At 58.6% G+C, this 14,050-nt stretch carries 8 protein-coding genes; 7 read left to right on the forward strand and 1 reads right to left on the reverse strand.

Translation table 11 applies throughout. The features are described 5' to 3' along the window. Positions 1–157 precede the first annotated feature (157 nt). On the reverse strand, positions 158–2,929 hold the full coding sequence (locus Pan189_RS03695) for a matrixin family metalloprotease (protein WP_145362617.1): 2,772 nt from the start codon (positions 2,927–2,929) through the stop codon (positions 158–160). Between the two features lie 471 nt (positions 2,930–3,400). Here Pan189_RS03695 and Pan189_RS03700 point away from each other — a divergent pair, with 471 nt between their 5' ends. The 7 genes from Pan189_RS03700 (at position 3,401) to Pan189_RS21205 (ending at position 14,006) form a co-directional block, all read left to right on the forward strand. Further along, positions 3,401–6,247, forward strand: coding sequence for a HEAT repeat domain-containing protein (locus tag Pan189_RS03700; protein ID WP_145362618.1), 2,847 nt, complete (start codon positions 3,401–3,403; stop codon positions 6,245–6,247). 116 nt (positions 6,248–6,363) lie between these two features. Further along, the gene (locus Pan189_RS03705; RefSeq protein WP_310821044.1) at positions 6,364–10,572 is read left to right on the forward strand and encodes an LVIVD repeat-containing protein; all 4,209 of its coding nucleotides are present in this window, start codon (positions 6,364–6,366) and stop codon (positions 10,570–10,572) included. Between the two features lie 111 nt (positions 10,573–10,683). Then, on the forward strand, positions 10,684–11,238 hold the full coding sequence (locus tag Pan189_RS03710; protein WP_310821046.1) for a hypothetical protein: 555 nt from the start codon (positions 10,684–10,686) through the stop codon (positions 11,236–11,238). Between the two features lie 399 nt (positions 11,239–11,637). After that, entirely contained in the window at positions 11,638–12,669 is a 1,032-nt protein-coding gene (locus Pan189_RS03715; protein WP_145362619.1) for a DUF1559 domain-containing protein, read from the forward strand. 151 nt (positions 12,670–12,820) lie between these two features. Next, a complete protein-coding gene (nadD, locus tag Pan189_RS03720; RefSeq protein WP_145362620.1) occupies positions 12,821–13,435 on the forward strand; it encodes a nicotinate-nucleotide adenylyltransferase in 615 nt (204 codons plus the stop codon). Then, positions 13,435–13,683: a hypothetical protein gene (locus Pan189_RS03725; protein WP_145362621.1), complete on the forward strand. Its 249-nt coding sequence runs from the start codon at positions 13,435–13,437 to the stop codon at positions 13,681–13,683. Before nadD ends, Pan189_RS03725 begins: the two co-directional genes overlap by 1 nt. A 146-nt stretch (positions 13,684–13,829) precedes the next feature. Further along, the gene (locus Pan189_RS21205; protein WP_310821047.1) at positions 13,830–14,006 is read left to right on the forward strand and encodes a hypothetical protein; all 177 of its coding nucleotides are present in this window, start codon (positions 13,830–13,832) and stop codon (positions 14,004–14,006) included. The last annotated feature ends 44 nt before the right edge of the window (positions 14,007–14,050 follow it).

The raw sequence follows: 14,050 nt of genomic DNA on the forward strand, positions 1-14,050 counted from the left end.
CCCCAATTCCATCTACGCCCGGCGGCGCTGAGCCTTGAATCGTATCGAACGTGCCATCGACCTGTGATCAGTGCCGCTACGGCCCGGATGAAAAACCTCGCTGAATTTATCGAATCGACCGTTAAGGTTGACCAAATCGAACTCGCCACGTCATCGATCAGCCGAACGGATTGCGAAGAAATTTGACATAGGGCAGGCGGACGCCGCGGACGAACGTCTGATCGGCGAAGAGGACCTGCTGACCGTCCGGCAGGAAGTTTCGCGCGCCGAGGAACGTGACCACATCGTCCTGGTCGACGCCGTCACCGCTGATCCCGTATCCGCCGATCAAATTATTTCCGTTCTCATAGAGCGGGGTGCTGCCGGGGAAGAAGACGATGCCGTTCTGGTTCGCCTTATTTGTCGTGCCGACGGCCGGAACGCTGCCGGCGACGACGCCGGGGTCACCGGGGTCGCGGAAGTTCGTTTGCGGATTAAAGGCATCGAATCCGAGCACGCTCGTAAAGGTTGAAGCGGCCGCCGGGGCACCGAGATTTTCCCCGGTTCGCGGGTTGATACTCGGATTGTTCATGATCGAAAACGGCCCGGCCGGCGTTCCATCAATCCCGTCCGGGAATCGTGGTTCCGAGACGAAGCGGAATGTCCGGTTGGTGAAGGCGGTCCCCGCCGGGACACCATTAATTTGATCGATCGGCTGCAATGCATTCGGGTCGGCGTAATACGAAGTGTTTCGCGCCTTCGCGACGGCGACGTCGATCGAGAAGACGGTCGCATCTTTCATTCGGAACAGACCGAGCACTTCGCCGGAGGTGTCGGTCACGGCGATGACCATACGCGTTCGCACGCCGGGTGAGGCGTCTCCGGCGTCGAGTCGAACGGCTGCGCGAACATTTTTGGCCGCTTCGACCGCGTCAAAGATTAATTGGTTGACACGTTCGGCGGTTAATTCGGGGTCGACCGTGGAGGCGTGCGGAGTGACGAGCATGCCTTCGGGCACGACCAAGCCCGCCTGAGCAAGATCGCCGCCTGCGTTAATTTGCTGATCGGCGCCACTGGCGGCACCGGCTCTGATATTCTGCTGCGCGAAGTCGCGGAGTTGAAGCAGGCCTTTCGTACCGGCAACCGGCCCGATCACCTGCAACTGAATTCCGACGAGATCAAGACGGCCGAACGGAACGTCGAGAGTTGGTACCGGGTGATTGGTGGGCTTGAATCCACCGACCTCGTTGTTGGCGAGGTTACTTCCCCCGGCGGCCATCACCGCAATAAATTCGGCCTCAAGAACTCGAGACGCGTTTGTCCGCTGTGTTTCAGTCTGTCCGATGCCCGGGATGAAGCCCTGCTCGTGGGTCGCGAAGCCATCGGGACCGGGGAAGAAGACCCCGATGCCGCCGATTAATGTCTCGCCGATGCCGTCGCCATTGGAATCACGGTAAAGCGGAACTCCGCCGGGCAGTGTCGCAATTCCGCGAGATTGCCAGTCGCTGGGATCGGTCGCTCCGGCAGTGATACCCGCCTGCGTTCCGTATGACTCCGGTGCGAACAGGGTCTGGCCCGCGGGAACGAAGGTGGGGTCGATATTAAATCGGCCTCGGAGGGTGAAGTCGTCCGCCGTCCCCTTAATGCCGTCGTCGCCGGGATGGAATATGCTGTCGCGGTTGGTGTGCTCAATTCCGAACAGGTCGACCGGCGGGGTGTTAGCAACTTCAGGCGGAAAGTGGGCGCCGAGGCCGATCGGTGCGACGAAACCGGGGCCTCGGACCGTCGAGTTCGGATCGGTGATGTTCGGATTGGATTCGACTTCGCGCTCGGTCACGGTCGACTGGCTGACAAATCGCACGAGTCGCGAGGTCAGGGGAGCGAGCGTGCCGTTCGGGGAGTAGGCATCAGTATTGTTCGGATCACCGTTGGAGAAGAACGCGGCGGTACGGGCTTTCGCGACGGCTCCGTCGATCGCGAACACAAGCCCCGCCGGGTCTCCCGCGAAGTTGTCAAGGACTTCCTGTTCGACTCTCACGCCCAAGATTCGCCCGTTGCGATCGACGATCGCGATAATCGCATCATTAGTGTCGGAGACCTGCGATGCGAAGTCGAGCGTCTGCGTGACTTCGTTGGCCGAGAGTTGCTGGGCGGCGATATCGACGAGTGGTGAGACGGGAAGCCCGTTGGCCCCGCCTTCGGTCAGTGGCAGGAACATCGCCTGCTGAAGCGCCCGATCGATCGCCTGAGTCGAACTCTCGCCGTCATAGGTGCCGCCCATGATCTCGTCGGTCACATGTTGCAGCGTATCGGCGAGACCGAGCACGTGGCCCGCTTCGTGTGCCGCGACGGTGAAGAAGTCGACGGTGCCGGCCGGGTCTCCGTTGCCGATCGTGTTATCCCAATTCTCAGATCGGTCGAGCCAGATGATCCCTTGGATTTCCGGCTGGCCGGAGGACGTATTAAGAACTGAGCCTCCGAGGCCGAGCGTGCCGCCCTGTGCGGTTTCGTGACCGAGCGAATCGAGCGAGCCCACGCCGACGTTGACGATCTGAGATGCGTCGGCGTTCGTGTCCCTTAAGAACTGAACGCGACCGCCGGTTGCCCGCTGCCATTCGGCGAAGACCTGCTCAGCCAGTGCCATTTGACGAGCGGTGATTTCGTTGGCTTCGCCATTGAGACCGCGAAAGTCGTAACGAATTGTGATCGGCTGTTCGGAGTTGTGCCACAGGTCGGCAATGCTGCCTGGCGCCGTTTTCGACGAAGCGCCGGTGCCGTCGAATGATCCGACCGCGGCTTGCTCATCTATTTCGCTGCCCCCGTCGAAGCCGCCGACGGGCATGACCATGCCGAGGTACCGGCGGTCTTCGAGTCGCTCGACCGGTTGACCGGAGGCCCGCTCGCTACGGCGCTGCTTCTTGGCCTCAGCGTTGTGTGTTCTGCCGAACATCAACCGGCTCCGTTTATCTTCGTGGCAATCGTAAGTTCGCGGCGAGAGTGATCCTCAACTCATCGCTCCGGCTGCATTGAGGCAACGGGCGCAGTTCGAGTTGTGGGACCCTGAGAATCGTTTCGGTCGACAGACGCTTCCGATCGCATCAAATTTCGGCCGGAATCGTCGATTTGATCAAAAAAGTCGGAATAACCGGAAATTTCGGCACAACCGTCAAATTTCCCCCAACTTGTCATCACTTCGCAGCCGAAACAGTAGCAGGGGAACATCCGATCCGACTTCCGGTACCCCTACTCGAGGGGGCATCCCCGATGACTCTTCGCTAGTCGATTCGGGTACTGCCGGGGACGGCTCTCAACAAACGACATTGCACAATACCGCTGTTCGCAGACTCACCCGCGTTCCGCACCGCATTCCGTAGATAACTCAAATTTTGTCGCGACGTTCACTAAGAGCGAGTCCGATCAGATGAATGACGCTCATCAAATCGCAACGCGGAACGGCGCGAACGGACGCACGGAAAGATTCCGTTCGAACCGAAGGCCGCATCCGCCGTCATTCGTGGAAACCTCCCGGTCGATTCGTGATGAACGCGCATTTAACGGCAAGAGGTCCGGCCGGAATCTTTGGGCGATCTACGCCTTGGCCGCGCTGATTTTCCCCTCGATCGCAATCGGCGGCGATCAATTTCTGATTCCTGACGACACATGGGCGAGTCTGCCTGAGTCGACTCAGTCGGTTAAGGCAGTGAAGTCAGAAGTAACGACTTCAGAAGTGTCGATCTCAAAGAACGAGGAAGTCCGCCCGGACCGCACGTCGACCGCTGACAAGATCAGCGGCCCGCCTCGAAGTTTCAGTCGTCACCGAGAAACTAACGCGGCTCTTCCGGCCCCTGAGACCCCGGCCGTGTCGTTCGATGTCATGAAGCTCTTGGACTCCGAGTCTGCAAACGTCCGACGAACGGCGGTCCGGAGTTTGAAGCAGTTTACGCCGACCCCGGCCTTGATGCGTCGAGTCGAAGAACTCTCAGACAATGATCCCGACGCCATCACGCGCGGGACAGCTCGCCTGCTTCTATCGGACTGGGAAGACCGGCTCGAGTCGACGACCGCTTCCTCGGATGCTGAATCGATCTCATTTGAATTCGGCGGTCGATCACGTCGGGCAAATCCGTTCGCTGATCCGATTCGCTCTCGAACGGACACCGCTGTTTCAAATGCGAGTGCATCAGCGGCGAGAGCGCGAGCGAGTCACCAATTCATGAACCAACCAACCGATGACGCCGGGCGATCGGGTGCGGCGGTGTTACGGCTTGGTGATTCAGGACGACCGGCTGCGGAACACATCCGCAGCGGCGTTTCGCAGACGGCTTACAGCGGCATCGTGCCACCGGCCCCGCGCCGGATCGATGCTCCCGAATACGATCCGACGGCAGACTCCGACGACTTCGAAGCAATCTTCGATCTATCACCGGCATCGACGGTCCCCGCCGGGCGTCCAAGGTTATTAGCGGAAGACATCTTTCCGCCGGTGCTTGACACACCGTTGAATCCGCCCCCTATACAGGACGACGTGTTGCCGTCGTCTATCCTTGATCGGCCCATTCGTTCGATTCCGTTCTTCCCGACGCTCGGCTTTGCCGGGCCGACCGGCGTACAACCGACCGAGCCGCAAACGAGCAGCCACTTCCAACCGGTCGAGGATCGCTGGCGGCATGGTTTTCCGGAGTGGAATCGGTACGCCGAAGAACCTGACACGGTGACACGTTACCCGTACACCGAAGGTCGGTGGTGGGATCCTTACAATCAAAACGTGCTCAAGGGTGACTACCCGATCATTGGCCAGCACACGTTTTTCAACGTGGAAGCCGAACTGCTGATGATCAACGAGTATCGGGAACTGCCGACGCCGACGACCCCTTTCGAGAGCACCGTTGATGCAGGTCAGTTCCAGTTCTTCGGCGACCCGACCCAGTTCCTGACGACGAACTTTCTGTTCCTGCGGACCGAATTGTTCCACGGCAACGCCGGGTTCAAACCGATCGACTGGATGGTCCGGCTTACTCCGGCGGTCAATCTCAACTATCTCGACGTCAACGAACTCGCGGTCGTCGGTCCGGACGTTCGCGACGGAACGACGCGTTATGACGACATCATTACGCTGCAGGAATACTTCGTCGAAGCAAAGCTCGCGGACCTCAGCCCGCACTACGACTTCATGTCAATGCGGATCGGCAGTCAGCCCTTCCAAAGCGACTTCCGGGGGTTCATTTTTAACGATATCAACCAGGGCGTGCGGCTGTTCGGAACTCGCAACGCAAACCGAGATCAGTTTAACATCGTGTTCTTCGACCAATTGGAGAAGAACACAAACGCGCAGTTGCTCAATGAATTCTCTCGTCGCGACCAGCAGGTCTTTGTCGCGAATTATTACCGTCAGGACTTTGTCTATCCCGGCTATACGGCTAACACCAGTATTCACGTCAACAATGACGGGCCGAGCACGCAATTCGATGACAATGGCTTTCTCGTCCGGCCCGATCCGACCGGTATCTTTAAAGAACACCGGGTGACGACGGCCTACCTCGGCTTCACCGGCGACGGCCACATGGGTAAGTACAACGTCTCGAACGCGTTCTACTACGTGTTCGGTGAGGATTCCTGCAATCCTATCGCGGGTACCGAGCAGGAGATTCGCGCCTATATGATGGCATTGGAACTGTCTTACGACCGCGATTGGGTCCGGTTCCGCGGGTCGTTCTTCCACTCTTCCGGTGACGGCAATGCGGATAACTCCACCGCGACCGGCTTCGATTCGATCCTCGATCAACCGCAGTTTGCCGGGGGCGAGTTCAGCTATTGGCAGCGGCAGGAGATTCGCCTTTTCGGAGCCGCGTTGAGCCAGCGGGAGAGTCTTTCCCCGACGCTTCGCTCCAGCAAGATTCAGGGGCAGGCGAATCACGTGAACCCCGGTATCTTCATCTTCAACGCCGGCATGGACTTCGAAATTACGCCGAAGCTCCGGATGATCACAAACGCCAGCTACTTGATGTTCGACAAGACGGACGTGCTCGAAACCTACACGTTCCAAGACGATATCGCCCGCGAGATCGGTGTTGACCTGAGCATTGGTATCGAATATCGACCGCTCCTGAGTGACAACATTATCATCGAAGCGGGCTGGGCGTCTCTCGTTCCCGGGAACGGAATGAAAGACCTGTTCGGAAAGTATGATCCATTCACACTTGAGAACAGTTCCGATCCGGAACTCGATCTGCTTTCGATGGCCTTCGTGACAGGCATTTTCGTCTACTGATCCGTCGGGTCGGGTTATCTGATCCTGTGGCGGCCTCATCAGGCGGCGTCTGCTGCGCACTGGATTTCGACGACCGCTCTCCCAGCAAGTAATGACTTTCGCACGGATGCCTGGGTATGAAGAGATCAAACCGGCGTGTTCACTTTAAGTTGGCGCTGCTCGGTTTGTGTGCCTGGGCGGCCGTCGTTTGGATCGATCTGCAGTTCCGCAGCCCTGATCTTTCTGCCGCCGAAGAACCGGGGCGAGTCACCGTCGGCGACGGGGGACCTCCTGCGCCGCCCCGTCTGCGAGTCGCTCCTGCGATTCAGCCTCCGGCCCCCGGCCCCGCGAACGGGGAACCAGACACCGGCAGTGAAATTCTTCTCCCGGAAGTCGTCAACGACGACGCCCCGTTCGATGGCAGCTACGACCCCTATCCGATGCCGCCTGAATACGTTGGCATCGAATTAATGAAGCAAACGGCCCAGCAGGCCCACGCAAAGAGCCACGGCTGTATCGTCTGTCACAAGAATGCCCACGATCCGCACAAGCAACCTCATAAACCGCTCAGCTTCCACCTGGGTTGCTGCGATTGTCACGGGGGCGATCCGAACGCACATACGATCGCCGCGGCCCACGTTCGGGCGCGACTTCCGCAGGCCTGGGCCGGCTCGGCGAATCCGGTCCGCTCTTATACGCTACTCAATCACGAGCGGCCCGAGTTCGTCCGCTTCGTGAATCCGGGCGACCTTCGCGTCGCCCATATCAGTTGCGGAACGTCGGGCTGTCACGAGCGCTCGGTACTCGAAGTCCGCAAAAGCATGATGACCCACGGCTGTATGCTGTGGGGGGCAGCCCTCTACAACAACGGCGCTTCACCGTCGAAATGGTCATTGTATGGTGAGAGCTACAGCATGAACGGAGCCCCGCAGCGGCTCCAGACGATCCCTCCGCCGACACCCGAAGAAACCGCATACAAGGGCATCCTGCCGACACTTGATCCACTGCCTCGCTATCAGATCACGCAACCCGGCAACGTGCTGCGAATTTTTGAACGCGGCGGGCGGTTTAAACCCGAGGTCGGCATTCCGGAACGCCTTGAAGAACCGGGACGGCCGCGGCAACGCGTCAGCAATCGTGGTTTGGGAACCCTCAACCGGACTGATCCGGTCTTCATCGGTCTTGCGAAGACGCGACTGCTCGACCCGACGCTTAACTTTTTGGGCACCAACGATCATCCGGGCGATTACCGCTCCAGCGGATGCACTTCGTGCCATATCATCTATGCCAATGACCGCTCGGTCGTGAATTCGGGACCGTACGCTCGGTACGGAAACGACGGCACTCGGGCCGATGCGCCCGATGACATCGTGCAGGTCGTCGATCCGACGATTCCTCCACATGAATCGGGACACCCGATCGAACACCGCTTCACAAGCGGAATCCCCTCCAGCCAGTGCATGGTCTGCCACATTCACCCCGGCACGACCGTCATGAACAGCTATCTGGGCTTCATGTGGTGGGACCTGGAGACCGAAGGCGAGATGATGTATCCGCACGAGCAACCCCATCTCAGTGCGGAAGAAGTCGTCAACGGACAGATGTCCGACCCCAATGAAGCGACGCTGCGAGGCAAATGGCGCAACCCCGAATTCCTTAAGAATCTTACCGACCTGAACCCCTATCTCGACAAGACACAATTCGGTGACTTCCACGGTCATGGCTGGGTCTTTCGCGCCGTCTATAAAAAAGACCGGCACGGTCGGATGATCGACTACAAGAACGACGCAGTCAGCAATATCTCAGCCGAGAAATTGGGGCTCGCCGTCGAGAAGCCGCTTGAAGTGCGTCAGCTTTATAAAGATGTCCCAGACTTGAATCTCGTCAAGCAAGCCGAGGAGGAATTTAAGAGCGCTTGGCATGATGTCCCGGTCCACCTGCTCGACGTCCACCTTGAAAAAGGCCTCCACTGCGTCGATTGCCACTTCGTTCAGGATATGCACGGCAATACGAAACTCTACGGCGAAGTACGGGCTGCCATTGAAATTGAGTGCCGCAACTGCCACGGCACTTCACAGGGCCGGGCATATGAACTCGTCGATGGGAAGCCGGCCCGTTGGCCCGAAGGCCAGCGTCCGAAGATATTCACGTCCGGCCCCGCTGCGAAAGAACGCCCCGGCATGGTGCCCGATGGCCGGGAGTTGACCGCAATGCGAACTCCCTTCGGGAAGCCTAGATTCGAGGTTCGCGGCGACGGCAAAGTCGTTCAGAATTCAATGGTTGAACCGGGTTTGAGTTGGGAGATCAGCCAGGTCGTCGACACGCTTGATCCCGCCCATGAAGATTACAACGCTCGTTCGGCACTGGCGAAAACCGTGCGATTTGATGAAGGAGGCCGCTTCGCCTGGGGCGACATGCCGAACGATCCCGAGAAGTGTGCGCACAGCACCACGCGGATGAGCTGCATCGCGTGCCACTCTTCCTGGAATCCGAGTTGTTACGGCTGCCATCTCCCGCAGCGGGCCAATATTAAGACCCCCGAATTGCACAACGAAGGCGACGTCACACGCAACTACGTGTCTTACAACTTCCAGACGCTCCGCGATGATGTCTATATGCTGGCAAAAGACGGGAACGTCACCGGTAATCGGATTAATCCGTCGCGGTCTTCCTGTGCCATTCATGTGACTTCTTACAACGACAAACGTGAGGCGATTTACACGCAGCAGCAGACGATCTCATCTGAAGGCTATAGCGGTATCGCGTTCAGCACGAACGTGCCACACACTGTCCGCGGTAAGGAAGAGACGAAAACCTGCACCGACTGCCATGTTTCGGCAGCCAATGACAACAATGCCTTAATGGCTCAGTTGACGATGCAGGGGACGAATTACCTGAATTTCATGGGCCGGTACTGCTGGGTCGCCGCGAAAGATCACGGACTGTTCGCGGTCATCGCGACCGAGCGTGATGAGCCGCAGGCCGTCTTCGGTAGCAGCCTCCACAAGCTCGCCTTCCCGGAACATTATAAAAAGCACGTCGAGCACGGCCGCGTGCTTGAAGAAGCCCACGAGCACCCCGGCGTTGACGTGAAGGATGAGTACCTGCGACCGTGGTACGAACCGGAAATTCTCGATGTGCAGCCGCGAGGGGAATATTGTTACGCCGCGTGCGGCGAAGACGGTGTCCGCTTCTTCGACGTCGCCTTCATTGATAACAAAGGATTTAGCGAGCGGATCACGACCGCTCCGTTCTCGCCTCTGGGCCAGCGATTCCACGTCGATACAAAATATGCCACCAGCATCGCCGTGCCGACGACTCTGGCTCCTGATCCGACCCGGAACCACTTCCCGAAGAATTTTGAAGATCCAATCCCGTTGTACTACGGTTTCGTCTACGCGACCGACAAGTACGAAGGGTTAGTCATCATCGGGATCGCAACGTTGATCGACGGTGATCCGCTAAACAACTTCGTGAAGAAGGATGCCGTCTTTAATCCGGGCGGACTGCTGTGCGGGGCGAAGTCGGCGACCGTCGTCGGGCACTACATTTATGTGTGCTGCGATGCCGGGATTGTCGTCGTCGATATAGAAGACCCGTTGCACCCGAAGGTCAAGAAGGTGCTCGGCCACGATGTCGTCGAACATCCGAAGAGCTTTGAGGTCCAGTTCCGCTACGGTTTCGCCGTCGACCACGAAGGATTGAAGGTCTTTGACACGACCTTTATTGATGATCCGAAGCCGGTCGCGTCGTTGGCACTTCCCCACGCTCATTCCGTCTACGTCGCCCGCAACTACGCTTATGCCGCCTGCGGCAAGCATGGTCTCTATATCATCGATGTGACCAATCCAGAGCGACCGTTTGTCGATCAGGTTTATACGGCCGGCGGGTCCATCAACGACCTGCACGACGTGAAGCTCGGCATCACCTATTCGAGTGAATTCGCCTATCTCGCCGACGGCAAGAACGGGATGCGAATCGTGCAACTGACGTCGCCGAACACGCCGGGCAATGGCGGGTTTTACGTCCGGCCGACCCCGCAGCTCGTTGCCACCTATCCGATTCCCGAAGGCGGGCACGCCTACGCGATCGGTGAGGCGCTCGATCGAGACCGGGCTGTCGACGAATCGGGCAACCAGATTGCCGTGTTCGGCCGGGTCGGTGCCCGGCCTTTGAACCTGGCCGAGCAACGCAAGCTGTACCTCGGCCCCGACGGTTGGAATGTGTATCGCGTAATCGACGGCGAACGTGACTACTCGATCGAAGATTCGCGAAAGCGGGAACTCGACCTGCACTTGCAGCTTGAGGACCACTTCGGCCGCACGCGTCACCCTCGGAGAAAATAATCGCTCGACGGCCGCCCTTCACTGCGACCCGCGATCTCCGGCCTTCATCAAATGACGGAAGTTCGAATTCGCCTTCACGTAGATCGCCGAAAGTGCGAAAAACCCGGCACGATGGACCGCTCTTTCCTACCGATCGCGCTGCTTTTGTGCCTATGGGGCTCAGGGTGCGCGCTGTTCGATAAAGAGACGGTCTCGAACCCGGTCTTCGTGCCCTGCGGAAACAGTGAGGTCGCTTGGGAGCGGACCGTCGATGCGATCCATGATTTTCGCTTTCCCGTCGCCCGCGAGAACAAACTCGACGGCGTGATCGAAACGGAGTATCGCATCGGCTCCGGGTTGCTTGAGCCTTGGAACAAAGACTCGGTCGGCTTCACCAATCGACTCGAAAGCACACTCCAATCGATCCGTCGCAAGGCAATTGTGACTGTAGCCCCCACGCAGGGAGGCTATCTGGTCGGGGTCGAATCGATCAAAGAGCTCGAAGACGTTCGTCCCGTCGGGCGATCGACGGTGGGTGGCGAAACCTTCCAGACTCGCCAGGAACTCCGTCGTGACCTTGATCTCGTCGACGACACGACGGTCCCCCGCGGCTGGATTTACCAGGGTCGCGACTTCGCGCTGGAGCAAGCCATGCTCCAACGGGTCCGCAAGCGGTTCGGTCGGTAAGCGGTTTCCGCGAACGCCGGTGACCGGACAGATCAAGCAGCGGCTTGCGACGAGCGTCGCCTCGTCTGCAGTTGGCCGCAGTCATTTTTGCTAGCCCGGCAGCGAGTACCAGCGGAAATCGTCAGAAACCTCGAGGTCCGAGACCAATGCCCCGCACCCGAACACAATCCCGGTCCCTAAAATGATTTAGAGCATTCGAGAATTGGTAAAGGTGTCCCTTGCTGGCGCTGCGGGCTTGTTTTCGATATGAGCGGCCACTACCCTACGATTCCTTGAGACTGAGTCTCAATCCTTGCCGAGTTCGCCAGCCTCCCGCCAGCCACACTACTCCGGCCGTTCCCATACTGACAGTCGATCGATCCGCTCTCCCGGTCGATCGAAGGCCTCCGGAGCCCTGCCATGAAACGTACTGCCTTCACGCTGATCGAATTGCTTGTGGTCATCGCGATCATTGCGGTGTTGATCGCATTGCTTCTGCCTGCCGTCCAGCAAGCCCGCGAAGCCGCACGGCGGAGCCAGTGCAAAAACAATTTGAAGCAGATCGGCCTCGCTCTTCACAATTACCTCGACGTCAACTCATACCTGCCGCCGTCGTTTTGCCTGCCGAACGGCACCTCGACAGGTAACGGCGGGCAATGGTCGGTCCACGCCCGAATCCTGCCCTTTGTCGAAGAGGCGAATCTCTATCGCTTGGCCGACTTGTCCCTTCCCTACGACGACGCCGCGAATGGAAATATCGCGAACACCAAAGTCGGCCTGTTCCAGTGCCCCAGTGATATCGGAGACCGGCCGAGGGGAACCGAGCATTACCCGACCAGCTACGGAGCCAACATGGGCACGTGGTTCGTATGGGACAACGACAGTTTTGCCAGAGGCAACGGAGCCTTCGCTCCCAACGCGAAGTGGTCGACCGCCGAGTTCACTGACGGGACGAGCAATACGCTTTGCTTTTCAGAAGTAAAAGCTTGGACCCCTTACCTACGAGACACCGACGCCTTGCCGGAGCCGACGACCCTCCCAGGTACAGGTCCGGCAACCTTGAGTCTCGTCTCGGGCCAAACGACCGGAGATGCCACCAAGGTCAAAGGCAGTGAAATCGGCAATGGAACGGGACATACCGAATGGGTTGACGGACGCGTCCACCAGACCGGCTTCACGGTCGCGCTGCCGCCGAATTCGTTCGTGCCGATTGAAGGGACCGGAAGTGCGGGCAGCCCTGCGATTCGCGACGGCGACTTCACGAACTGCCGCGAGGGGAAGTCGTGCGATGAGCCCACGTATGCCGCCGTCACGTCACGTAGTTATCACGTCGGCGGGGTGCAATCGCTGCTGATGGACGGCTCGGCCCATTTCATGAGCGAGAACATCGACCTCGGTCTGTGGCGGATCCTCGGTCAGCGAAACGACGGCGACGTCATCGGCGAGTTCTAAACTACGCAATCGTCAGTAAAGCACTGCCGTGTCAGAAAATACCGAAGAAGGCGGTCCGGTTTCGGCGGCGTGTTCTTGTCGCCTGCAACGGCGTTCGTCAAGATGATCGGAATTAACCGGCACTCTTCGACTTCACCCCCTCCGCCACGCGATGAAACTCGGTATCTACGGCGGCACTTTCGATCCGGTCCATTTCGGTCACCTGCTTCTGGCCGAGCAGTGCCGGGAGCAATTGGAATTGGACGAAGTACGATTTGTGCCGGCGGGCGACCCGCCGCATAAGGATCGGCTCGGGCTGTCGGACGGGAAGGCCCGGGCTGAAATGCTCGACTTTGCGACCGCGGGAAATCCCGACTTCGTGGTCGATCGCCGAGAACTGAAGCGGGTGGGGCCGAGTTATACGATCGAAACATTGCGCGAGATCAAGGCCGAGCAGCCAGATGCATCGCTTTATTTTCTGATGGGGGCCGACTCGCTGGCGTATCTGGCGGCGTGGCGAGAGCCGCAGGAAATATTGAAATTGGCGACGGTCGCCGCAGTTGGTCGGCCGGGCGGCATATCGCTCGATCGCGACAAGGTGAAGCAGGTTTGGGGCGATGATCTCGCCGACCGCATTCACATCATCAACATGCCGCAGATCGACCTGTCCGCGACGGACATACGCCGACGGGTACGCGACGGAAGGAGCATCCGGTATATGGTGCCAGCTTCCGTAGAGGCGTATATTGGGGACCGAGAATTGTTTGGCAACGGAGGAAATCCCTGATGACAGTCAGCGAAGAACTACGGCAATTTCACGAGTTTGCCTCGAACCGGCTATTGAACGATTCCGCCGAGCTTTCGTTGGAAGAGTTGCTGGACCAATGGCGCTTCGAGAACCCCAGTTCGATGTCTGTCGGCAAAGATGTTAGTGCGGTCAAAGAAGCGATCAAAGACTACAAAGAGGGCGATCGCGGGACAATAGCCGGTGAACACTCCGCGACGCTCCGAGCGGAACTGGGAATCGGTGAGTGATGGGCCGTCTTCCGGTTGTCGAATTGCGACGTGCGCGAAATGACAAAAGGCAGATTGCCTCATGGATTCATGCAAGGTCACGCCGGGGATCTGCAGCCTGGCTTCGGGCATATGACGAACTTCTCCGTCGCCTTGGCGACGAAGCGATGTCATTCCCAGTTGTCGATCATGCTGAATTCGAGTTTCAGATTCGGACGGCTCCGTTTAAGACCCGCCGCGGAAAAATTTACCAAGTTTTTTTCTTTGTCGACGCAGGGATCGTGCATGTCGCTCGGGTGCGGGGACCGGGGCAGGCACTGCTCGACCCAGACAAACTGAATTGATCGCAAATGTCGAACATTTGACTTTCTGAATTAAGAAATACGAG

Source organism: Stratiformator vulcanicus (assembly GCF_007744515.1).
Taxonomy (GTDB): domain Bacteria; phylum Planctomycetota; class Planctomycetia; order Planctomycetales; family Planctomycetaceae; genus Stratiformator; species Stratiformator vulcanicus.